Below are 22,418 nucleotides of genomic sequence, written 5' to 3' on the forward strand. Positions count from 1 at the left end.
GTAGCCATGGCTGTCACAGATGAAGCGATCAGCAAGATCAAGGACATGCTGATCCGCGGCGAACTCAAGGCCGGGGACCGCCTCCCGCCGGAGAAGGAACTGAGCGAGCGGCTCGGCCTCTCGCGAAGCTCCCTGCGCGAAGCCGTCAAGGCCCTCGAACTCATCCGGGTCCTGGACGTGCGGCGTGGGGACGGCACGTACGTCACCAGCCTTGACGCTAAGTTGCTCAACGAGGCCGTGGCGTTCGTCGTTGATCTTCATCAGGACCGTTCCATCCTGGAACTCTTTGAGGTCCGGCGAATCCTGGAGCCCGCCACCGCGTTCATCGCCACAGGCAAGATGACCCCGACGGCGCTCACGGCCCTGCGCGCCACGATGGACGGGATCGACGAGAACACCGACGTCGAAGAACTCGTGGCCCACGACCTCGAATTCCACGGCATCATCACCCAAGCCGCCGGAAATGACTACCTCGCCGGCCTGCTTGAGGCCCTCTCCAGCAGCACCGTCCGCGCCCGCATTTGGCGCGGCTTGACCCAGGAAAAGGCCGTTGCGCACACGCTCGCGGAGCACAAGGCCATCGCGGACGCCTTGGAACGCGGCGACGCCGAGCTGGTCCGGGCGCTCGTGACTGTCCACATCAGCGGCGTCGAGAGCTGGCTACGCCAAGCGCTCTAGTTTGCGCCGATTCCTCGCTCATGAAGCCCGTACGTCCGCACGGCGGTTCCCTCAAGGAACTCCTCCCGCTCGGCCGAAGTCAGCTCCTCGGCCAGTTCCAGCAGCACCTCCAAGGTGCGGCCGTACGGAGCACCCAAGGTACTGACGGGCCAATCGCCACCGAACATGAGCCGTCCAGGACCGAAGGCATCCATCGCCTCGTCCCAGAGCGGACGCAAGGCCTCCGCTGTGTACGGGACGCCCGGCAAGTGCAGGCCTGACACCTTGGCCACGGTGTTGGGCAGCTCGGCAAAGGCCCGGAAATCCGCACGCCACACGTCCATCGCCGCTGCATCGGCCAGCGGCGGCTTCCCGAGATGGTCCAGCACAACCGTCAGCTCCGGGAGGTCCCGGGCCAGCTGAACCGTACGCCCGAGGTGCCGCGGAAAGGCGTCCGGGACGTCGAAGGCCAATCGGTGGCTGGCTAGCATGCTCAAAGAATCGCGGACCGCGGGCAATTCGAGGAAATCGTCCCGAGGATCGTCGTGGACCAAGTGCCGGACACCCCTGAACGCGGGGTTCCGGACGAACCGTTGCAGTTCTTTCTCCGCTTCGGACGGCTTGTCGAGGGGAATCCAGCCGACGACGCCGAGTACCCAGGAGTTACGGTCGGCGACACCGAGCATGGACTCTGTATCCGCGAGGGTGTCGTCAGCCTGGACGAGCACTGCTCCCCCGACGCTCGCCCCGTCCAGGTTTTCCCGGGCCTCGGCTTCGCCGTAGCTGCGGAACAGTTCGCCGTATTGCGGGCCAAGCCACGCATAAGCCCCCGGCCCGAGCTCCCACAGGTGCAGGTGGGAATCAATCACCCGGGCACTCCTGCCAAATCCGCCCACAGCTCTTCCGGCACTGTCTCATTCATCCGCGCTGCGTTGGTGGACACTTGCTCCGGGCTGCTCGCCCCCACCGTCACGTTCACCACGGCGGGGTGTCGCAGGCTGAACTGGAGTGCCGCCGTCGGGAGCTCCACCCCGAAGCCCCGGCACACGCCGGCGAGCGCCCGCGCACGCTCCACCAGCGCCCGCGGGGCACGCGCATAGTTGTAGTGCGCGTTCTCGGGGACCTCGGGCCGTGCCAGCAGGCCCGAGTTGAACACGCCCACGTTCACGACGCCGGTGCCGCGCGCCACGCAGCGGTCAAGGAGCGGAACACCGGGCTGCTCAAGCAAGGTGTACCGGCCGGCAAGCATCACCAGGTCCAGATCCGCGGCTTCGACGCATTCGAGCGCGGCTTCCGCCGAGTTCGTCCCGACGCCGATCGCCTTCACCATGCCATCCGCACGCAGCTTCTCCAGGGCAGGCAAGGCTTCGCTGATCCCCTTGGCGAGGTCATGGACATCCGGATCATGCAGGTAGGCGATGTCCACGTGGTCCAAGCCGAGCCGTTCGAGTGATTCTTCGATGCTCCGGCGGATGCCTGACTCGGAAAAATCCCACCGGCGTTTGCTCGTGGCCGGGACGTCAAAGCCTTCGTCGTCTTTCGCGTTGGCTCCCGCCGCATTCGATACCAGCAGCCGGCCCACCTTCGTGGACACCGTAAACTCACCCCGGGGCTTCTCCCTCAGCACCTCGCCAAGCCGTCGCTCGGACAGTCCCAAGCCGTAGTGCGGGGCGGTGTCGAAGTAGCGGACTCCGGCGTCCCAGGCCGCGTTGACAGTGGAGGCTGCTTGGGCGTCCGACATGGCACGGTACAGGTTGCCGATGCCGGCGGCGCCGAAGCCGAGCTTGCCCAACCGGCCATCCCATCGGGCGCCGCTCATGCCAGCTCCCATACCAACGGGATGCCTGAATCGTTGCCCGAATAGTCGTCCTGAACGTCCAGAAGCTCCGCCATGCGGGCTTGCCACGGGACATTGGCCGGATGGTCCGAAAGAGCCCTGCGCATGGCTTGATAGTCTTCCACGTCAACGAGGTGGAAGAGCTCCTGGCCGCTGCGCCAGATCCGCCAATTTCCCACCCCGGCCTCTTTCAAGGCGGCGACGAGCTCGGCGGGGATTCCCGCATGGGCATCCACATAGTCCTGCTCGGCACCCGGCTTGAGTCGGGTGTGCAGGGCAATCGTTTCGGGCACGCTACACCCCGGGCTTCAGGAAGAGTTCGACGACGGGCACCGCCACGTCCGGTCGCTGGACGGGCAGCTTCAGTGTCAGGGTACCTGCTGGCTGTCCTCCAGGGGTGGTGTTGATTGCTTCGCGGTCCGGTGCGATCTCGAGCATAGCGACTTCGGAGGCGTCGTTGAGCAGGTGGGCGTATTCCACCTTGCCGGCGAGATCGGGGAGGTGAACGTATTCGAAAGGCCACGCAAAAAGGTGCACGTAAAGGTGGTCGCCGCGGCGCGTGTACCGGGCGTCGGCGGGCGGAGTCCATGCCGCCGGTCCGGCGCCGTAAATGGCCCGGGAGTGCAGCTTCATCCAGTCGCCGATACCGCGGAGGGACTCCACGGCCCTCGGATCGAAATTCCCGCGGCCTGTGGGACCGACGTTGAGGAGCAGGTTTCCATCTTTGGACACTCCGTCGACCAGCATCCGTACCAGCAAGTCCACGGACTTGTAGTCCAGGTTGTCCCGGTCATAGCCCCAGCTGCCGTTAAGCGTCTGGCACGCTTCCCAAGGCACCTCCACGCCGTCCACCATCATGGGACCGGCAGGCTGGTACTGCTCGGGTGTGGCGAAGTCGCCGGGAATGTCCAGGCGGTCGTTGACGATGATGCCCGGCTGAAGTTCCCGGACCATCTTCAAGAGTTCCACGGAACCCCACGCCTCGCGGCCCTTGCCGCCCCAGATGTCCTTGTGGTCCTCGCTGGTGTAGGAGAAGTCGAAGAAGAGGTAGTCGATCTGGCCATAGTTGCTGAGCAGCTCGCGCACCTGGCCATGGAGGTATTCGCGGTACCGGGCCATGTCACGGCCCTCGTTGAGCTTTTCAGCCTCGGGGTTGTCCCGTTCGGGGTGGAACCCGTCGATGGTGAAATCCGGGTGGTGCCAGTCAATGAGTGAATGGTAGAAACCTACCTTCAAGCCGAATTCCCGCAGTGCCTCGACGTACGGGGCCACGAGGTCCTGGCCGGACGGAGTCTTGGTGGATTTGTAGTCAGTGAGTGCGGAATCCCAGAGGCAGAAGCCCTCGTGGTGCTTGGTGGTCAGCACCACGTATTTCATGCCGGCGTCTTTCGCAGCGCGGGCCCATTCCCGCGGATCGTAGAGATCCGGGTTGAAGTGCTGGAAATACTTCTCATATTCCTCGGCAGGAATGCGTTCGCGGTTCATGACCCACTCGTGCCGGGCCGGCAGGGCATACAGGCCCCAGTGGACGAACATGCCGAACCGGGACTCCGTGAACCAAGGTGCTTGGGCGATCATTGGTTGATACTCCTTCAAAGTTGTTGCGGGTGTTGGGTTGCTGAGGGTTGTTTTCTCGGTGGGTTTAGCGTCCGCCAAAGCCGCTCGTGACGATGCCTTTGACCAGGTGTTTCTGCAGGAGGATCAGCAGCAGGAGAGTAGGAGCCATTGAAATCACCGAGGCGGCCATGACCAGGTGCCACTGATTGCCCTGCTGGCCGAAGAACATCTGCAACCCCAGTGGAATGGTGCCGAGGTTGTTGACGTCGTTGATCACCACCAGCGGCCAGAGGAACGAGTTCCAGTAGCTGATGAAACTGAAGACCGCCAGCACGGCCATGGTCGGTCGGGCCAGTGGGAGCATGACCAAGAGGAAGGTCCTGAGGGTTCCCGCGCCGTCCACCCTGGCCGCGTCGTCGAGTTCCTGGGGTACGCCAAGGAAGAACTGCCGGAGCAGGAATGCGCCGAATGCCGTAAATGCCCAGGGCACAATGAGCGCTTGGAAAGTGTTCACCCAACCCACCTTCTGCATCATGACGAACATCGGGACGATCAGGACCTCTTGGGGAATCATCAGGGTTGCCAGGAACACCATGAATACGAGGTTCCGGCCCCGCCAGCGCTGCCGGGAGAAGGCATAACCGGAGAACGCCGAAACCACCAAGGTGAGCGCCGTTCCCGCCGCCGAGACCAAAAGGCCGTTGCCCATGAATCGCAGGAACGGCATGTAGTTCAGGGCCTCCTGGTAGTTCTGCCATCGGAATTCCGAGCCGAACAGCTTCGGCGGAACGCTGAAGATTTCAGCAGGGGGTTTGAACGAGGTGGCGAACATGTAGATCAGCGGGGACAAGAAGAGCAGCGCGATCAGGCAAAGGATCATGTAGCCAATGGCGGGCCGGATCCTTGCGGACCATCGTCTTCCGGGCGCTCCGGAGCCACGGGGACGGGCGGCGAGGGGGCGTATCCGGCTGGTTGTCTCAAGCATCGTAGTGGACCCACTTCTTTTGTCCGAGGAACTGGACTGCCGTCACGCCCAGGATGATGACGAACAGGATCCAAGCGGCCGCCGATGCCAGTCCGAGCTGGTGGAACTGAAAGCCCTGGTTGTAGATGTACAGGACGATCGTCGAGGTGGACGAGCCGGGCCCTCCCTTGGTCAGGATGAACGGCTGGGCGAAGACTTGGAAGGAAGTAATGAGCGTCATCATCGTCCCAAAGAAGATCGACGGCGAAATGAGCTTGAGCTTGATCCGCCAGAAGATGGTCCAGGCGTTGGCGCCGTCGATTGCCGCCGCCTCGGTGAGGTTCTCAGGGACTGCGTCCAAGGCAGCCGAGAAAACCAGCATGTTGTAGCCGAACCCCTGCCACACACTCATGACGACAATGGCCATCATTGCCCAGTGTTCGTCTCCGAGGAAGTTTGGCGCTGAAATTCCCGTGGCGCTTTGCAGGGTGCCGTCGATGAATCCACCGGGTTGGTACAGCATCCTCCAGACGACGACGTTGGCCACCACAGGGGTGATCGAAGGAATGAAGAAGATGACCCGGAAAATGTGGCGCCCCTTGATACGCGGAGTCAACCACGCGGCAAGGCCCAGGGACACAACCAGGTTCAGGGGCACATAGAGGACCACAAACAGGACGGTGTTCGCGACAACCTGCCCGAAGATGGGATCGCTGAACAACCGCTCGTAATTACCCAAGCCAAGGAAACTCGGTGTTCCCAGGAGCGGCCAGCGGAAGAGGCTGATGACGAGGGAAACAACAATCGGCAACAGAGTGAAGATGGCGAGGCCAAGCCCATGTGGCAGGGCAAACGCCGGTCCCCACATCGTCCGCCGGCCGAGCTGGGCATCCGGCTCGGCCTTCGCCTTCCTTTTCGCCCGCCCACGGGAGATGGTTGCCTCGACTTCAGCGAGCGGCGCCTTGGTTGGCTTGAGTAGTGTCATTTCCCATTCCTTTGCGAAGAGTGCATGCCTGCCCGGCCGTTGCACAGGAACTGCCGGGCAGGCGCCACACTGATCATCGGGGCAGCTGCGCCGCAATGTCTTTCATGACATCCGCTGCGCTCTGCTGTCCGTTGATGGATTTGACGAGGTACTGGTTGAAAAGCTGGCCCAGTTGGTCGCTGTTGGTGTTGCTTGGCATCGGGACTGCCGTGGCCTCGGCGCTCTTGAGGGTCTCCGCGACTCCCGGAATGCCCGCGTTGTCGATCCACTTTGTCTGCTGGGCGGTGCGTGCGGCCAGTGCGCGCCCTGCTGCCGCCAGATTCCCCAGGACCTTGTCGCCGGTCATTTCCTTGAGGGCGGCAAAGGCCTTGTCCGGAGTAGCGCATTGCTTGGAGATGCCCCAGCCCGAGCCGGCACTGAAGGTTTTCCCGCCGCCCGGGCCGGCGGGAAGGGTGGTGACGCCTACTTTGAACTTGGCTTTGCCCTTGACGTCCAGCAGGGACCACGGGCCGTCAATATTCATGGCGGTGTTGCCGGCCAGGAATTCATTGGAGCTGAACGCCGGGTCGCCACCAGGAAGCTGCGGGGAGACCTTCTCCTTGTTTGTCAGGTCCGAGACCCACTGGAGTCCCTTGGCGAAGGTCGGGTCGCTTGCGTCCATGGTGCCGTCTTCCTTGAGGACACGTCCGCCGTTGTAGGCGAGGACTTGCGATTCAACGAAGAGATCGGCCGTGTTGGGTGCGATGGCGTGCTTTCCGTTGGCCGACAGCTTCTTCGCGGCGGCCACGAACTCATCGGCTGTCCAGCCTGCTTTCGGGACGGGCACGCCTGCGGCATCGAACATGTCCTTGTTGTAGAACATCATCACCGGGCCCACGTCATACGGCAGGGCGTAGAGATTGTTGTCGGCGCTGAGCCCCTTGATCATGGAGGCATCGAAGGCGCTCAAATCCACGTTGTTCTTCTTGACGAGGTCATCGAGCGGGAGCATGCCGTCCTTGAGCTGCGCTGTCCGCAGGCTCTGGACCGCCACCAGGCACGGGGCCGTATTCGAGCTGAGCTGGGTGCTCATCTTGGTGAAGTAGTCCTGGAAAGTAGAACCCTGCAGCGTGATCTTCACATCGCCCAGGGTGTTGCTGACGTCATCGGCAACCTTTTCCCAGTTCTTCTGGTCTTCCGTGCCGCCGACCCACATGGCCCAGGTCATGGCGGTCTTGCCGTCTGCGGTACTGCCGGACGAGCTGCCCCCGCAGCCTGTAAGTCCAATAAGGCCAAGTGCCAAGGCACCTGCCACCAACGCTTCTTTGCGCATATCTTTCACCGCGTGCTTTCAGTAGGTAACTGTGCTTTCGAGGAATTTCGATGAGGTTACTGCTGGGGAGTCGAAGGATTGGATCCGTCGGCCCATTCAGGGCCGTCGGGAAAGCTGTAGTCGGCCAGCGTGCCGCCGACCATTTCGCTGCCGCCTCCGGGTGCGGACGGAGGCCAGTAGCAGCCGTCATGGACATCCACCGGAGTGACGAAGTGCTCGTGCAGGTGGTCGACGAACTCAATCATCCGACCACTCTTGTCGCCGGAAACTGCCACGAAATCGAACATCGACAAGTGCTGGACGGCTTCGCAGAGACCGACTCCGCCTGCATGCGGGCAGACGCGGACGCCGAACTTCGCGGCAAGAAGGAGGATCGCGATGTTCTCGTTCACTCCCGCAACCCTCGCCGCATCCAACTGCAGGACCTGCAGGGATCCGGCCTGCAGCATCTGCTTGAACATCACCCGGTTGTGGACATGCTCACCCGTAGCCACGGGGATCGGCGCCACGCCCCGGGCAATCTCCGCATGGCCCAGGACGTCATCGGGACTCGTGGGTTCCTCGATCCAAGCAATGTCATAGGGAGCCAAGTGTGCCATCCAGTCGATGGCTTCCTGAACGTCCCAGCGCTGGTTCGCGTCCACCGCGATCTTGATATCCGGCCCCACGGCGTCGCGTGCCGTGCGGACGCGCCTGATGTCGTCTTCCAGCGAGGCCCCCACCTTGAGCTTGATCTGCCCGAAACCTTCGGCAACGGCTTCCTTGGCCAGACGCACAAGTTTGTCGTCGCTGTAACCCAACCAACCCGGCGTCGTGGTGTATGCGGGGTATCCCTCCGCGAGAAGCGCTGCCCTGCGGGCGGCGCGCCCCGGTTCCGCCGCACGTAATATTCCCAGCGCGTCGTCCGGTGTGAGGGCATCGCTGAGGTACCTGAAGTCCACGAGCGCCACGATCTCCTCGGGGCTCATTCCGGACAGCAGTTCCCAGAGCGGGAGCCCGGCCCGCTTGGCCTTGAGGTCCCAAAGGGCGTTGACGACGGCGCCGATCGCCATGTGCATCACGCCCTTTTCGGGACCGAGCCAACGGAGTTGGGAATCGTGGGCAAGAAGCTTCCAGGTGCCGCCCATGTCGCTGAGCAATTCCTCGACGTTGCGGCCCAGGATGTGGTGGCGGAGGGCTTCGATCGCCACGGCCTCCACCTCGTTGCCGCGACCGATGGTGAAGACGAAACCGTGGCCCTCGTGGCCGTCACCGGCGTCAGTGCGGATCACCAGATATGCCGCCGAATAGTCCGGGTCCGGATTCATGGCATCGGATCCGTCCAGCTCTTGGGAGGTGGGAAAGCGGATATCGAAGGTGTCCACCGCGGTGATAACGCTCATTGTGCTCCTTGCTTGGCAGCAGGTCGTTTGCTGGGATGAGCGTAAACATCCGATGTCTGCATTGTCAATGGGTCACATTTCCGTATTATGGAGAGCAACAGCAGACTAGAGCTCGGATGTTAGAGCCAGAGCACGGAGGAATACATGAACATGAAATTCGCCCGGCTGGGCACTGCCGGAAATGAAAAGCCGGCGGTCATCGCCCAAGACGCCAACGGCACCGAAAAATACTTCAGCCTTGACCCGCTGACGAAGGACATCAACGGAGAGTTCCTCGCCACGGACGGCATCGCACGCACCCGGGAAGCCCTTGATGCCGGCGATCTTCCCGAGATTTCGGCCGAAGGCCTCCGGATCGGATCGCCCGTCGCCCGCCCGGGAAACGTCGTCTGCATCGGCCTCAACTACACCGCCCACGCGGCCGAATCCGGCGCCACGCCACCGGAATCACCCGTAGTGTTCCTGAAGCCGAGCAACACGGTCAGTGGCCCTTTCGACGCCGCGCCCATCCCGCCGTCGTCGGAAAAGTACGACTGGGAGGTGGAACTCGGAATCGTCATCGGCCGCGAAGCGTCATACCTTTCCAGCACGGACGAGGCTGCGGACTGCATCGCGGGCTACGTCGTCGCCAACGACCTCTCCGAACGGGATTACCAACTGCCCGGAGCCGCGGGCCAGTGGACCAAAGGCAAATCTCTTCCGCAGTCCACTCCCCTCGGCCCGTGGCTGGTTCCCGCGGATGAGCTCGACGCCGGCCAGCTCGCCTTGCGCACGTGGGTCAACGGCGAGATCCGCCAATCGTCGGACACATCGGACATGATCTTCGACGCGCTGACCGTGGTCCACCACCTCAGCCAGTTCATGGTCCTGGAGCCCGGCGACGTCATTCTCACGGGGACTCCGGAAGGCGTGGCGCTCTCCGGCCGCTTCCCGTATATCCAACCCGGCGACGTGGTGGAGCTTGAAGTAGAAGGGCTCGGACGCCAGCGGCAAGAGTTCTACCGCGCCCGCTCCGGTTCGCTTGCTGTGGCGGGCACTGAAAAGGCAACCCGGTGAACACCGAGTTCGAGGGGCTCGTAGCGCTGGTCACCGGCGGGGCGTCGGGCATCGGTGCGGCCATCGCGGATCGACTCGCCGACGGCGGCGCGCAGGTCGCCGTACTCGACCTCAACCCCTCCCGGACCCCGCATTTCGGCGTCGAATGCAACGTGGCCGACGGCGCCTCGGTGCGCGCCGCCGTCGACGCCGTCGTCGGGAAGTTCGGCCGGCTCGACGTGGTGGTCAACAACGCGGGGATCGGCGCCCAAGGGGACGTGTCGGCGAACGACGACGACGAATGGCACCGCGTGCTCGACATCAATGTGGTTGGCATCGCCCGCGTCAGCCGTGCTGCCCTGCCGTACTTGCGCGAATCGCCCGCGGCCGCAATCGTCAACACGTGCTCCATCGCCGCGACGGCAGGGCTGCCGCAGCGGGCCTTGTATTCGGCGTCGAAGGGCGCTGTCTTGTCCCTGACGCTCGCCATGGCAGCCGACCATGTCCGCGAAGGGATCCGCGTCAACTGCGTCAACCCGGGCACGGTGGACACGCCGTGGGTGGGCAGGCTGCTCGAATCCTCCGCCGATCCTGCCGCCGAGCGCGCCGCGCTCAACGCCCGCCAGCCGCACGGTCGCCTGGTGGAGGCAGCAGAGGTCGCCGGCGCCGTCGCCTACCTCGCGAGCCCGCTGTCCGGCTCGACGTCGGGCACGTCCCTGGCGATCGACGGCGGCATGCAGGGGCTGCGGCTGCGCCCGGTGGGGTAGGCGCGTAACGCAACGCCCGCGCAACCCCTCGCCGCCACCTGTTCGCCTATGCTCAACACCAGGCAATCGATGGCGATCCACCAAGGAGCAGGGCATGAGCAATTGGCGCATCAGGGACTTCCACTCGTCGGACATGGACGGCATCCTGCACCTGTGGGAGTCGCTCAAAGCGGACAACGTGGACCCGGTCTATGCACTCTCCGAGGTCCTGGCGTCGTGCGAGAAGGACCACGCCGTGGTGGCGGTGCAGGGCGAGCAGGTGGTGGGTGCCGCCGTCGGACGTGCGGCCCATGACCAGGGCTGGATCGTCTTCCTGGCCACGCTGCCCGAGTTCCGCGGCCGCGGGATCGGCACCTCGCTGCTGGCCGCCGTCGAGAACCGGATGACCCCGCACGGGCTCAACAAGCTCTCGGCGCTCATGCCGGAGTCCGAAACCCGTGTTGAAGCGTTCCTGGGCCGCGGCTTCCTGCTCAAACAGAACCTGCACTACTTCGAACGGACCATCCCGGTCCAGCGCCAGGAACTCGAGCCGTTGAGCCAGCTCGGCGGCCGCATCCTGGCCCGGGACCTGTGGGAAAACGTCGCGGGCATGCGCCGCGAAAAAGAGCTGCTGGAACGCCGGCTGGTCCTTCCCCTGGCCGAGGCCGACCTCGCCGATCAATTCGGCGTGGTGCCGCCGCGCGCCGTCGTGCTCTTCGGCCCGCCCGGGACCGGCAAGACGACCTTTGCGAAGGCGATCGCGTCCCGGCTCGAGTGGCCGTTCGTGGAGGTGTTCCCCTCGCGGCTGGCCTCCGATCCGAAGGGCCTTGCCGGCGCGCTCCGCGAGACGTTCCTGGAAATCGCCGAACTGGAGCACGCGGTCGTGTTCATCGACGAAGTGGAGGAGATCGCGTCCCAGCGCTCCGGCGAGCCGCCGTCGCCGCTGCAGGGCGTCACCAACGAGCTCCTCAAGATCATCCCGGCCTTCCGCGAACAGCCAGGCCGCCTCCTGGTGTGTGCCACCAACTTCATCCGCGCCCTGGACACCGCCTTCCTGCGCCACGGCCGCTTCGACTACGTCATCCCCATCGGCCTGCCCGACGTCCACGCCCGCGAAGCGATGTGGCAGCGCTTCATCCCGGCCAGCGTGGTGGACTCCGTGGATGTGGCGTTGCTGGTGTCCAGAACAGAGGGCTTCTCCCCCGCCGACATCGAGTACGCGGCACGCAGCGCCTCCCAGCGCGCGCTGGAGAAAGCAGTGTACGACGGCGGCGCCTCCGACGGGGGCCCCGCACCGGCGTCGAACGCCCGCAAGGGACCAGTCACCCAGGACTACCTCGACGCCATCGCCGACACCCGCACCACCGTCAGCGACGAAGTCCACCAAGGCTTCCTCGAGGACATCGACTCTCTCGCCCGGGTTTAGAGCAACGCGGGGTCACTTACGGCCCATGTTCGGGCCCGGGATGGGCGCTAAGTGACCCCGCGTTGGAGAAGGGGGAACCGTGAACCTGTTTCTGACAATCCTGAGCGGCGTCGCTTGGACGACGGTCTACATTTGCGCGATCCGGATCGGGTTTCGCGACAAGACATATGCCATCCCTGCAGCGGCGCTTGGGCTGAACTTCGCGTGGGAGGTCATCTACTCGGTGCATTCGCTCAGCACGAGGCTGTCCGTTCAGGGCGTCATCAACATTGCCTGGGCGTTGGCCGACGTCGCAATTGTGTACACGTTCTTCGCGTTCGGCAGGCGGGAGCTTCCCGGGTTTGTCACCCGGCCGCTGTTCATCGGATGGGCGATCCTGCTGGGCCTGGCGTCGTTCGCCGTGCAGTGGCTGTTCATCGCCGAGTTCGATTGGGGTCCCGCGTCCCGGTACGCGGCTTTCCTGCAGAATCTCCTCATGTCCGGCCTGTTTATTGCGATGTTCGCGGCCCGGCGCAGCCTGAGGGGCCAATCCCTGGTGATTGCTGTGGCGAAGTGGATCGGGACCCTCGCGCCCACCATCACCTTTGGGGTCCTCGAGAGTTCGCTGTTCATTCTGGGCATTGGTGTCCTGTGCAGCATCTTCGACCTGACGTACATCGGGCTGCTGTTGTGGGCCAAGAGGAACCCGGGCGCCCTCTCCCCAGATCGGGACTCCGGGGGCCTCCCGGCGGTACCCTGAACCATGTCCATGAATCCATTGCGCCATGCACTGTCGCGCATGGGCGGGCGCGATCCCCAGGAGCTGAATCGCACCGCCACGCCCCTGGAACTCTTCTTTGACCTGACTTTTGTGATCGCCTTCGGGGTGGCCGGCAGCCAGTTCGCGCATGAGCTGGCCGAGGCCCGTTTCGGATCCGGGTTGATCGGCTTCACTTTCGCGATGTTCGCCGTCATGTGGGCCTGGATCAATTTCTCGTGGTTTGCCAGCGCCTACGACACTGACGACTGGGTCTTCCGGGTTGTCACCATGGTGCAGATGGTGGGTGTGCTCATCCTAGCCATGGGCATTGAACCGATGTTCCAATCGCTCGACGAGGGCCAACGCGTGGACAACTCCACCATGGTGCTGGGTTACATCATCATGCGGTTGGCGTTGGTGTTCCAGTGGCTGCGCGCCGCGAAGCAGGATCCGGAGCGCCGCAGCGCTTGCCTCACCTACGCGAAGTTCCTGGTGGTGGCGCAGGTTGGCTGGGTGGTGGTGCTGATTGTCCACGCCGATATCCTGACGAATTTCCTCATGGCTGCCCCGCTCTTCCTGCTGGAAATGGCAACCCCGACCATCGCCGAGCGCAAAGCCAAGACTCCTTGGCACGCGCACCACATCGCGGAACGGTACGGACTCCTGGCGATCATCGCCCTCGGCGAGTGCCTGATCGGAGCCATCGAGTCCCTTCGGGCGATCGTGGCCCTTCACGGCTGGTCCGTTGATGCCGCCCTCGTGGGTCTCGGCGGGACCGGGCTGGCCTTTGGAATGTGGTGGATCTACTTCATCCTCCCGGCCGGCCACGCCCTGCATCACCAACGGCACCGGGCATTCGCCTTCGGATACGGTCACATGTTCATCTTCGCGTCGATCGCCGCTACTGGCGGCGGACTACATGTCGCCGCACTCTTCATTGATCATGCTGCCCACATCAGCGCCATGGTTGTAGTAGCCACCATCGCCGTCCCGGTGGCCCTGTTCAAGGTGGCCCTGAGCTCGTTGTATGGCTACCTCCTGGGCTTCGACCGCGCTCTCCTCGGAGTCACGGCTCTCGTGGTCGTGTTGCTCTTCGGCAGCGTGGGCCTGGCCGCCCTGGACGTCTCTGTTCCTGTCTGCATGATGGTGATTGTGGCGGTGTTGGCTATCTCGATCGTGATCGACGAACGCCGCGGGGCCGTGAGCAGGGAGGCAGCGCTGGAAAGGCTGAAGGCACGTCCGGCCACCTAGGAAGACCGGCACGAACGTACCGATTCCCGCAAAAAGGCTCTTGATTCGCCCCTCAAGGAGGCGGAAAATTGTGAAACCGGCACGAACGTACCGGACACACGAAACGCGCATGCCCACAAAAGGCTCGGAAGGATGGACATGTCCCCCCAGGAATTCACCGAGTCCCTCGGCGCCAAGGTCCGTGCCCGCCGCGGCTCCCTGAGCCTGAGCCAGCGCGACCTCGCAGACCTCGCAGGAGTCTCGGAACGGTTCGTCCGCTTCGTGGAGCAGGGGAAGACCACCGTCCAATTGGAACCACTCCTGGCGGTCCTCGGCACACTGGGCCTTGAGCTCTTGGTGCAAGCCGCGGGCAACCAATCCAGCCAGCCATGACATTCCACCGCATCGCCGACGTCTACAAGCAGGGCGTCCTGGCGGCGCGCATCGAACGGCATGAAGGCGGCACCAAGTTCAGCTACTTGCCGCGGTACCTCGAATCGGGCGCCCCGGCCGTCGCCACCACGCTCCCGCTGACCCGCGAAGCAGTGTTCACCCCGAGCGGCGCAGTTCCGCCCTACTTCACGGGCCTCCTCCCGGAAGGCCGCCGCCTGAATTCACTGCGCCGGGCGGTCAAAGCCAGCGCCGACGACGAGCTCGCGCTCCTCATGGGCGCGGGCGGGGACGCCGTGGGCGATGTCCAGACGGTTCCCCACGGTGAGCCGCCCACGGAAGGAGGCTCCGCCGTCGTGCTCGACTCGAAGCTGCCGCTCGACTTCGACGCGCTGCTCGGCAACTCAGGCCTCATCGATCCTGTGGCCCTGGCGGGTGTGCAGGACAAGTTGTCGGCCGGGATGATTTCGCTCCCGGTCGCGCAAGCGGGCAAGCGCTTCATCCTCAAACTCAACGCCCCCGAGTTCCCGTTCGTCGTGGAAAACGAATTCCTCATGTTCCGCTATGCGCGCAAGCTCCGGATCCCAGTGAGTAGCGTTCAGTTGGTGCACGACGTCGGCGGGCGGGCCGGGCTGCTCGTCGGGCGTTTCGATCGGCTCACCGGAGCCGACGGCACCCCCGTGCGCCTCGCCGTCGAGGACGGAGCCCAAGTCCTGGGACTCTACCCTGGGGACAAGTACAGCGTGCCGTTCGGCGAGGTATGCGAGGCTTTGGCGGCGCACTGTTCCGCGCCCCTCCCGGCCTTGCGGAACCTCGCCATCCAGCTGGCTTTCGCCTGGCTCAGCGGCAACGGCGACCTCCACGCCAAGAACGTGTCAATGGTTCAGTCACAGGCAGGGGCTCAGTCGCCGCAGGGCGAGTACACCATCGCTCCGGTCTACGACATCCCCTCCACGGTGGTCTATGGGGACAAGACGCTCGCGCTGGGCATCGGCGGCAAGAAGAGCGGAGTCTCCCGAAAGCACTTCCTTGCCTGGGCCGGCAAGCTCGGGCTCACGGAGCGCGCAGCGGAAGGAGTTTTGAGACTCGCGCTCAAGGCCTCAGGCCCGCTCATCGCAGAGCTCGACGCCGGCGCCTCACCTTTCGGGCCGCTGCAGACGAGGGACTGGGTCAAGGAGCTCAAGCATCGGCGAAGGTTGATGGGCGGGTAGGTTTCTCCCTGCACCGGCCACCAAAACGGAACCAGACTATCGCTTCTCGACTACCCGTTAACAGGAACCCCATCCTGACATAAAGTGAGGTCACCACACGATATCTGCGCAGGCCGCAGACCAGCGGAACGCGGAATCAGCATTTCCATTCGTACACAAAAGGGAGACCCTCATGTTGCTTTGGATAGCCATCATCATCGCTGTTCTCTGGCTTCTCGGCTTTATCGGCAATATCGGCGGCGGGTTCATTCACCTGCTTTTGGTCATTGCCGTGATCGTCCTGATCTTCCACTTCCTCCGTGGAAGATCCCGCGCGTAAGTACGAACGTCCGGTCCTAGGTTCGCGCGCACGGCGACGCTAGGCTCGCTCTCAGAGGCGAGATGGGCTCGCCGCGAGCCAAGGGATCGAACGTATGGCACAGCAGGCCGGACACCAATCGACATCCACCGCGGGCACCCTTCCGCATTCACGCTCTTATCTGAGACCTACGCGGTTGCTCTCTCAAAGCGAGCGGGAAAAGCTCCATCCATCGGTCCTGGCGGAGGCTGAGCGCCGGGCAGCAAGCATTCAGCTTCGAGTCGCGGATGCAATCACGGCCTTCGCCGGATCGATGAACTTCGTCTACCTGCATATATTGCTTTTTGCCGTGTGGATGCTCGTGTTCGAGCAGAGTCCGTGGCCGACATTGACGCTGATCGTCTCGCTCGAAGCGATCTTCCTCTCGACCTTCGTCATGATCGGACAGAACCGTCAGGCAGCTTTCCAGCAGGTGAAGGCGGACCACGACTACAACGCCCAGGAGCATCTGCTCGAGGAGAACACCGACCTCACGCGCGCGATTCACGAGCTCACCGCCCAGATCCATCACCGGGTCCTCGCGGAAGTCACTGCATCTGCAACCCGGGAGGCGGCGGCTGCTTCCAGCCCGGGGCAGGGCGACCCGACGAAACCGTAGACAGTCGAAACCTGCTGCGTTGAAGTATTAGTCCGCCAGCCGGTCCATCTCGGACAGCAGATCCGGGTTGATGCGCTGCAGGACCAGGTGGATTTCGCCACGTGGCACAGCCTTGTAAAGCACTTCCCGGGCGTCGGCGTAGCGCCTGGTGGGTGCCTTGTCCGGCCATTTCTCGGCGAGCGCCCGCACACGCTCCGGCACGGAGTTGTGGGCGTTGCATGCGATCTTGACGAGGGTGGCGTCATGGTCCTGTGCGATGTGCAGCGTGACGGCTTCATCGTTGTCCGAGTCATCCTGGAATCGGCGCGTTACTCGCTCGATGATGCCCACGGCACGCTCGGAAACACCCATGTCGAGCAACCCCTGCTTGGTAATAGGTGTGTCCTTGGCGATGTCGTGCAGGTAGCCCGCGATCCGAATGTCGTCGTCGAAATCGGCGAGCGCATCTCCTACCGCCAGCACGTGCTCGCGGTACGGCCGCTTCAGCTTGTCCTTCTGGCGGTTGTGCGCCACTTCGGCGAGGACCATGGCTGTTTCAACGGTGAATCTCGGTTCGGTCATGGCTTCATCCTACTGAGCCAGTTCGGTGACTGCCTTCCGCACGGCGGCGCTCAGTTCGAGGTTGCGGCATCCCGCTCCACCCGGCTCGGCCTGTTGGGGCACGTACCCGAAGGCGAGTTCATAGACAGGGTCAGCGAACCCCAAGGATGCGCTGGCGCCGTCGTGCCCGAACGCACGGTAGCTGCCGTATGGCGAGCGGGCGTGCGACTTCATGAACACGGTCCCAAAGCAGCTGGTCTCGCCGAACACGCGGTCGATGCCGAAGACTTGCTCGGCCGAGACAGCCTGGATGGTCTCTTCGCTCAGGAGGGGCGCGACGGCGGGACGGTCGCCGCCGGGGGCAAGTCCGGTGAGGGCCGCAGCGTAGACGCGGGCCATGCCCTCGGCGCTGGCGACTCCGGCGGCTGAACTCAGGCCGGCTGCGCGGACCTCGCGGAGGTTGGGCAGGTCAAGGATGTCTGCCACGGCCGAGTTTGCCGAAAGGCCGAAATGGCTGGCCGGATCGATCCACGGCTGGGAAGGGTCCTCGGTCCAACGCAAGGTGGCATAGCGTGACTCCTCGGACTCAGGCAGTCCCAGGAAGAAGTGGGCGCCCGTGACCGAGCGGATACGTTGTTCGTAGATTTCCTGGAGGGTGGACCCGGTGATCCTGCGGCAAAGCTCCTCCATGAAGACGCCGATGGTCAGGGCGTGGTAGCCGAAGGCCGCCCCGGGCTTCCAGAGCGGCCGCATCTGGGCGAGTTTGGCGGCGGCCAGCTCGGAGTTGTTGTATTCCGCGAGGGTGAGTCCGCCTTCGACCCCCAGAAGACCGGCTTGGTGGGAAAGCAGCTGGGCCACGGTAACCGTGGCCTTTCCCTCCGCCCCGAATTCCGGCCAGTACTTGACCACTTCGGCGTCAAGGTCCAGGAAGCCGTCCTGGACCAGCAGTGCGATGACAAGCCCGGATACTCCCTTGGAGCAGGAGAAAACACCGGTCACGGAATCCGGGCGTCGGTGCGGCCCACCGCTGATGTCCAATACCTTGACCCCGCGGTGGTAGGCCGCGAGCTGGGCTGAATATTCCGGATCCTCGCTCAGGAATCGGCCAAAGAGCTCGGCGACTGATTCGAATCCAGGGGCAATCGTCTGTGCATCCACCCGGACAGCTTAACCCCAGCCGGGGGTGTCCATGGTCACCACGATCTTGCCCTTGGCGCGTCCCTGCTCCAGCGCGGCGAAAGCGTCGCCGATCTTTTCGAGCGGATAGCTGCTGTCCACCACGGGTTGAAGTTTCCCCTCGGAAACCAGGCGGGACAGGAATTTCAAGTCCTCGCCGCTGGGGTGCATAAAAAGGTAGCGGTACCGGACGTTCGCTTCACGGGCGCGGCTCCGGATTCCGAGGCTGATTGCCCAGAACAGCGCGGTCATCCAGGCCGGTGCCGCGAGGTCCTTCAAGGCAGTCTGCGGTTCGGGCATTCCGGCGATGCTGACCACTTTCGAGCCCGGCTTGAGAATCTTGAACGTCTGGTCCAGCGTCTCGCCGCCCACGAGGTCCAGCGCGGCGTCGAAGCCACTGAGCACTTCGGCCAGGTTTTCCTTCGTGTAGTCCACGACGGCGTCCGCCCCGAGCCGTCGCACCAATTCTTCTCCACGGGGTGACGCAGTGGTGGTCACCTCGGCGCCAAAATATTTCGCCAGCTGGATGGCGAGGGTTCCCACTCCGCCCGCGCCTCCGGAGATGAACAGCTTGGTCCCGGGCTTGACCTCAAGTTCGTCGCGCAATGCCTGCAACGCAGTAAGGCCCGCCAAGGGGAGGCTCGCGGCCTCGGTGTAACTAAGCGATCTTGGCATGAGCGCCACGAGATCCTCGTGGACTGCCGCGTGCTCGGCAAAAGCGCCCAGCAGGGTCTTGTCCACGCGGGCAAACACCCTGTCTCCGGTGGCGAAGCGGCTGACGTCCGGCCCTACGGCTTCGACGATCCCGGCCAGTTCGCTTCCGGCCACCAAGGGCAGCCTTGGCCTGGTGATCACCCGGACCGCACCTTCGCGCTGCTTGTAGTCGACGGGATTGAGCCCCGCGGCAAAAACCCTGACCAGGACCTCGCCCGGACCGGCAACCGGCCTGGGGACATCCTGCAGCTCCATTGCGTCGGCGCCGCCGTAACGGGTCAGCACATAGGCGAGCACTTAAGCCCCTTTCCGGAGTGTTGATTGCTGAATGCCATTCCATATCCATGGCCCGCGCGGTAATCGGTCCGGATCAAATCTATCCAAGGCCTCGCCAAGCGGCCCTCCCGGCAAGCCGAGCGATTCCAGGATCACGTCCCGCACCTCCCCTGCAGAGAGCCCGACGGCGGCGAGGTCGCCGAGCGTCACTGCACCGTCGCGCTTGGCCAGGCGGGCGCCGTCGCGATTCAGTACCAAGGGGACATGGGCGTATTCCGGAACGGGTAAACCCAACAAGGAAGCCAAATAGGCCTGGCGGGGTGAGGAAGACAGGAGGTCGTCTCCGCGGACCACCTGGTCCACGCCCTGTTCCGCGTCATCCACCACCACGGCCAAATTGTAGGCCGTGACGCCGTCGTTCCGTCGGAGAACAAAGTCATCCACAACGCCCGTGTATGAGCCGTGAAGCCGGTCCTCCACAGTCCATTCATGCGTTTCGGAGCGGAGCCGGATGGCAGCCGGGCGGGAGGCCCGCCGGATCTCGAGCTCCGCCGTCGAAAGGGTCCTGCACGTGCCCGGGTAGGCGCCTTGAGGCGCGTGCGGGGCGGACGGCGCGTCCTGGATCTCGCGTCGCGTGCAGAAGCACTCATACGTCAGTCCGGCGTCGGTGAGCCGCTCGATCGCAGCGTTGTACAGCCCGGAACGGCTCGTCTGGCGAACGACGGCGCCGTCCCAGGTCACGCCGACGGCTTCCAGGTCGCGGAGCTGGACTTCCTCGGCGCCGGCCCGAGCCCGGTCGAGGTCCTCGACCCGCAGCAGGAAGTCGCGGCCCGTGGAACGCGCGAAGAGCCACGCGAGCATGGCCGTGCGCAAATTGCCCACGTGGAGCTCGCCGGAGGGGCTCGGAGCGAAGCGGCCAGTGGAAGTCATGGCACAAGACTATGCGGCGCCGGGCATGCCTGCTGGATTCCGGCGCGGGTGCGGGAGACCGGGGGAATTGCGTACTTTAGTTTCCAAAGAGAGGACCCACGCACAACCAGGGCAGCACAAGAGCCCCTCAGCTACCGCATCGCGTTCGGTGGCTCAGGGGCTCTTGTAGTGGGTGCCAGCGCTGGGCCAGCGGGGTGCGGAAAGACGATGCGTGAACAAGAGTCAATCAGCGGCTGCGTCTTTGCGGGACGGTGTTTCGGGTGGCCGGGTGGTGTACCGGGGATTCCGTAGCCTGCGGGGTCCGGCGGTAGCCGTTCCCTTTGTTGCCACTATTTCAACAGGAACACTACAGCTGGCGCAACGGACTCAATCGCCACTGGTCAATCTGACTAATTCCACAGCAGAAGACGAACAGTGGATGGTCACTTTGCCGGGGTTGGCTCCGCGGCGGCCCAAGCGGCCATCGCACCGCGGAGCGCAGCACAAAGCTTGGTGGACACTTGGTCCTTGTCCAGGCCGACGGTGTTGAGCAGATCGAAAATTTCCCGAGGGTCAAAGAGGATGTTCCACAGGAACATGGCTTCGTCCCCGAGGGGCGGAAGCCCGAGTTCCTCGCAGGCCTCGCGGAGTGGCCGCTCCAAAGCCTCGGCCTGGATGGTCAGGTAGTAAGCGCCGGAGCGGAGGCGGGCCAGGTACCCCTCGCCCGAGCGGGTGTGGACCATGGAACCGCCATGCTTGATGACGAGACCCACCCAATGCCGGCTGACGCTCTCCAGCAGCTCCACCCCGGACGTGGTCTGGGCGACGCTGAAATCGCGCAGCTTCTCGCCAACACCAAAGCGGAACGCGGCCAGGACGTCCTCCACCGAGGCGAAATGCCGGTACGCCGTTGCGGGAGAGATCTCGGCTTCACGGGCGATGTCCGTCATGCTCACCGGGCCCTTGGCCTTGGCGAAGAGCTTCCCGGCGGCCCGCACCAGCTGGCGGCGATTGCGTTGGGTGTCGCTGCGCATGGGCGCCCCCTTCCGTGTCAGATTCCAGCGTAGCGCCTGAGCGGCAGGCGCTACGCTGGCCACGTCCGCGGCACTCACCGGAGCTCGGCCAGACCGGCCGCCAAGCGCTCCACACCGGCGGTAATGGCCTCGGAGCTGGCGGCGTAGGACAAGCGCAAATGGAACTCGCCGTTCCGGCCGAACTCGCTGCCGGGACGGACGGCCACGCCGTGGTTGCGAAGGTGGGCCACCATCGCGGCCGCCGGCAGCTCGGCGTCGTACTTGGGGAAAAGGTAGAACGCACCCTCCGGCGAGCTGACCGTAAGGCCCGGAATCTGCCGGAGACCGTTGGCCATGAGCTCCCTGCGCAACGCATAGGAGGCGTGCATGCGTTCGATGTCCGGTCCGCAGGTTTTGAGGGCGGTCAACGCCGCGTATTGCACTGCCTGGTTCATGGAGCCGTTGAAGGTGTTGTGGATCCGGGCGGCGGACGCGATGACGTCGGACGGGCCCCAGAGGTAGCCCACCCGCCAGCCGGTCATGGCATAGCTCTTGGAGAAGGTCTGGCAATAGATGGTCCGGCCGGCCAGGGCTTCGATTTCAAGTGCCGAGGTGAAGGGTTCGGGCGTGTAGACGAGGTCGCTGTAGGCCTCGTCGGAAAGGATCAGGGTGTCGGTTCCGGTCAGCATGTCGGCGAGGGCTTCGAGTTCGCGGCGGGAGTGCACGATGCCGGTGGGGTTGGATGGGTTGCAGAAGACGAACATCCTGGCACCTTCAAGTGCGGTGGCCAAGGCTTCGAGATCCCAGTGAAGGTCATCGGCCAGCGGCACCGGCACGGTGATGCCCCCGGCCATGCTCACGAGGTCCGCATACAGGGAATAGGTGGGGTCCGGGATGACCACTTTGTCGCCCGGGTTGACGATGCCAAGGATCGCCGCGGACAGGCCGGCGGTGCCGCCCTGCGTGATGAGCACGTCGCCGGCGCTGGCCACTCCGCCGAGGAGCTGGCCGATACGGGCGGCCAGCTCCTCGCGAAGCACCAGCTCGCCGAGCAACGGCGAGTAGTGGGTGAAGCCGTCCTCGAGGGCGCGGGCGGCTGCTGCTCGAACCTGGGCCGGGGTGTCGAAGTCCGGTTCGCCCATGGCCAAGGAGACAAGGTCCCCCTTGGATTGGGGCTGCTGCACCCGCAGCGATGTGCGCTGGATGCGCTGCACCGCCTCTGAAGGCTGGAAATCGGCGACGGCGGTGGCTGGCTCAAGTGTCATGAGGGTCCTGATCTGGGTGGTTGCTGAGGGTGTTTTGGCGGCGGGCGACTTGGTGGTTGCCCGGGAGGACGGCGCGTAGAGTCTGCGGGGCTTCATCG

24 protein-coding genes are annotated in these 22,418 nt (G+C 64.2%); 10 read left to right on the forward strand and 14 right to left on the reverse strand.

The features are described 5' to 3' along the window. Positions 1-6: 6 nt before the first annotated feature. Positions 7-678, forward strand: a complete 672-nt coding sequence (locus LFT47_RS19935) for a FadR/GntR family transcriptional regulator (protein ID WP_236813453.1) — start codon at positions 7-9, stop codon at positions 676-678. On the opposite strand, the gene LFT47_RS19940 is transcribed toward LFT47_RS19935, so the two are convergent. The 8 genes from LFT47_RS19940 to LFT47_RS19975 all read right to left on the reverse strand — a co-directional run bounded on the left by LFT47_RS19940 (position 675) and on the right by LFT47_RS19975 (position 8,694). Further along, positions 675-1,526, reverse strand: coding sequence for an amidohydrolase family protein (locus LFT47_RS19940; RefSeq protein ID WP_236813455.1), 852 nt, complete (start codon positions 1,524-1,526; stop codon positions 675-677). The two genes, LFT47_RS19935 and LFT47_RS19940, sit on opposite strands and share 4 nt — an antisense overlap. Continuing rightward, positions 1,523-2,476, reverse strand: coding sequence for an aldo/keto reductase (locus tag LFT47_RS19945; protein ID WP_236813457.1), 954 nt, complete (start codon positions 2,474-2,476; stop codon positions 1,523-1,525). The genes LFT47_RS19940 and LFT47_RS19945 overlap by 4 nt, the downstream gene beginning before the upstream one ends. Then, positions 2,473-2,787 carry an L-rhamnose mutarotase gene (locus tag LFT47_RS19950; RefSeq protein WP_236813459.1) on the reverse strand — a complete coding sequence of 105 codons (315 nt, stop codon included), beginning with the start codon at positions 2,785-2,787 and terminating at the stop codon, positions 2,473-2,475. Before LFT47_RS19950 ends, LFT47_RS19945 begins: the two co-directional genes overlap by 4 nt. 1 nt (position 2,788) lies before the next feature. Beyond that, on the reverse strand, positions 2,789-4,072 hold the full coding sequence (locus LFT47_RS19955) for an alpha-L-fucosidase (protein ID WP_236813461.1): 1,284 nt from the start codon (positions 4,070-4,072) through the stop codon (positions 2,789-2,791). 64 nt (positions 4,073-4,136) lie between these two features. Beyond that, entirely contained in the window at positions 4,137-5,036 is a 900-nt protein-coding gene (locus LFT47_RS19960) for a carbohydrate ABC transporter permease (protein WP_236813463.1), read from the reverse strand. Next, positions 5,029-6,000, reverse strand: coding sequence for a carbohydrate ABC transporter permease (locus LFT47_RS19965; RefSeq protein WP_236813465.1), 972 nt, complete (start codon positions 5,998-6,000; stop codon positions 5,029-5,031). The genes LFT47_RS19960 and LFT47_RS19965 overlap by 8 nt, the downstream gene beginning before the upstream one ends. A 73-nt stretch (positions 6,001-6,073) precedes the next feature. Then, complete coding sequence (locus LFT47_RS19970; protein WP_236813467.1) at positions 6,074-7,312, reverse strand: ABC transporter substrate-binding protein; 1,239 nt, start codon at positions 7,310-7,312, stop codon at positions 6,074-6,076. 56 nt (positions 7,313-7,368) lie between these two features. Continuing rightward, the gene (locus LFT47_RS19975) at positions 7,369-8,694 is read right to left on the reverse strand and encodes an L-fuconate dehydratase (RefSeq protein WP_236813468.1); all 1,326 of its coding nucleotides are present in this window, start codon (positions 8,692-8,694) and stop codon (positions 7,369-7,371) included. Positions 8,695-8,838: 144 nt separating this feature from the next. On the opposite strand from LFT47_RS19975, the gene LFT47_RS19980 reads away from it, so the two are divergent. The 9 genes from LFT47_RS19980 to LFT47_RS20020 all read left to right on the forward strand — a co-directional run bounded on the left by LFT47_RS19980 (position 8,839) and on the right by LFT47_RS20020 (position 16,427). After that, positions 8,839-9,750 carry a fumarylacetoacetate hydrolase family protein gene (locus tag LFT47_RS19980; protein WP_236813470.1) on the forward strand — a complete coding sequence of 304 codons (912 nt, stop codon included), beginning with the start codon at positions 8,839-8,841 and terminating at the stop codon, positions 9,748-9,750. Further along, entirely contained in the window at positions 9,747-10,496 is a 750-nt protein-coding gene (locus LFT47_RS19985) for an SDR family NAD(P)-dependent oxidoreductase (RefSeq protein ID WP_236813472.1), read from the forward strand. Before LFT47_RS19980 ends, LFT47_RS19985 begins: the two co-directional genes overlap by 4 nt. A 94-nt stretch (positions 10,497-10,590) precedes the next feature. Further along, on the forward strand, positions 10,591-11,901 hold the full coding sequence (locus LFT47_RS19990) for an ATP-binding protein (protein ID WP_236813474.1): 1,311 nt from the start codon (positions 10,591-10,593) through the stop codon (positions 11,899-11,901). A 79-nt stretch (positions 11,902-11,980) separates the two neighbouring features. Continuing rightward, on the forward strand, positions 11,981-12,640 hold the full coding sequence (locus tag LFT47_RS19995; RefSeq protein WP_236813476.1) for a transmembrane-type terpene cyclase: 660 nt from the start codon (positions 11,981-11,983) through the stop codon (positions 12,638-12,640). A 3-nt stretch (positions 12,641-12,643) separates the two neighbouring features. Then, positions 12,644-13,891, forward strand: coding sequence for a low temperature requirement protein A (locus tag LFT47_RS20000; RefSeq protein ID WP_236813478.1), 1,248 nt, complete (start codon positions 12,644-12,646; stop codon positions 13,889-13,891). 138 nt (positions 13,892-14,029) lie between these two features. Beyond that, positions 14,030-14,263, forward strand: coding sequence for a helix-turn-helix transcriptional regulator (locus LFT47_RS20005; protein WP_236813480.1), 234 nt, complete (start codon positions 14,030-14,032; stop codon positions 14,261-14,263). After that, positions 14,260-15,471, forward strand: a complete 1,212-nt coding sequence (locus LFT47_RS20010) for a type II toxin-antitoxin system HipA family toxin (protein ID WP_236813482.1) — start codon at positions 14,260-14,262, stop codon at positions 15,469-15,471. Before LFT47_RS20005 ends, LFT47_RS20010 begins: the two co-directional genes overlap by 4 nt. 172 nt (positions 15,472-15,643) lie before the next feature. Continuing rightward, positions 15,644-15,790 carry a lmo0937 family membrane protein gene (locus LFT47_RS20015; protein ID WP_113990647.1) on the forward strand — a complete coding sequence of 49 codons (147 nt, stop codon included), beginning with the start codon at positions 15,644-15,646 and terminating at the stop codon, positions 15,788-15,790. 94 nt (positions 15,791-15,884) lie between these two features. Beyond that, entirely contained in the window at positions 15,885-16,427 is a 543-nt protein-coding gene (locus LFT47_RS20020) for a DUF1003 domain-containing protein (RefSeq protein ID WP_236813483.1), read from the forward strand. Between the two features lie 27 nt (positions 16,428-16,454). On the opposite strand, the gene LFT47_RS20025 is transcribed toward LFT47_RS20020, so the two are convergent. From LFT47_RS20025 to LFT47_RS20050, 6 genes are all read right to left on the reverse strand, one after another. Then, entirely contained in the window at positions 16,455-16,988 is a 534-nt protein-coding gene (locus tag LFT47_RS20025) for a phosphohydrolase (protein ID WP_236813484.1), read from the reverse strand. A 9-nt stretch (positions 16,989-16,997) separates the two neighbouring features. Further along, positions 16,998-18,125 carry a serine hydrolase domain-containing protein gene (locus LFT47_RS20030; protein ID WP_236813485.1) on the reverse strand — a complete coding sequence of 376 codons (1,128 nt, stop codon included), beginning with the start codon at positions 18,123-18,125 and terminating at the stop codon, positions 16,998-17,000. Positions 18,126-18,134: 9 nt separating this feature from the next. Next, complete coding sequence (locus LFT47_RS20035) at positions 18,135-19,154, reverse strand: NADP-dependent oxidoreductase (protein ID WP_236813486.1); 1,020 nt, start codon at positions 19,152-19,154, stop codon at positions 18,135-18,137. Then, the gene (gene gluQRS, locus LFT47_RS20040) at positions 19,155-20,063 is read right to left on the reverse strand and encodes a tRNA glutamyl-Q(34) synthetase GluQRS (RefSeq protein WP_236813487.1); all 909 of its coding nucleotides are present in this window, start codon (positions 20,061-20,063) and stop codon (positions 19,155-19,157) included. Between the two features lie 422 nt (positions 20,064-20,485). Next, positions 20,486-21,076 (reverse strand): TetR/AcrR family transcriptional regulator, encoded by a 591-nt coding sequence (locus LFT47_RS20045; RefSeq protein WP_236813488.1) that lies wholly within the window; start codon positions 21,074-21,076, stop codon positions 20,486-20,488. Between the two features lie 74 nt (positions 21,077-21,150). Next, positions 21,151-22,416, reverse strand: coding sequence for a pyridoxal phosphate-dependent aminotransferase (locus LFT47_RS20050; protein WP_236813489.1), 1,266 nt, complete (start codon positions 22,414-22,416; stop codon positions 21,151-21,153). Between the last annotated feature and the right edge of the window lie 2 nt (positions 22,417-22,418).

The sequence above is a fragment of the Arthrobacter sp. FW306-2-2C-D06B genome (assembly GCF_021789175.1).
In the GTDB taxonomy this organism is placed as follows: Bacteria; Actinomycetota; Actinomycetes; order Actinomycetales; family Micrococcaceae; genus Arthrobacter.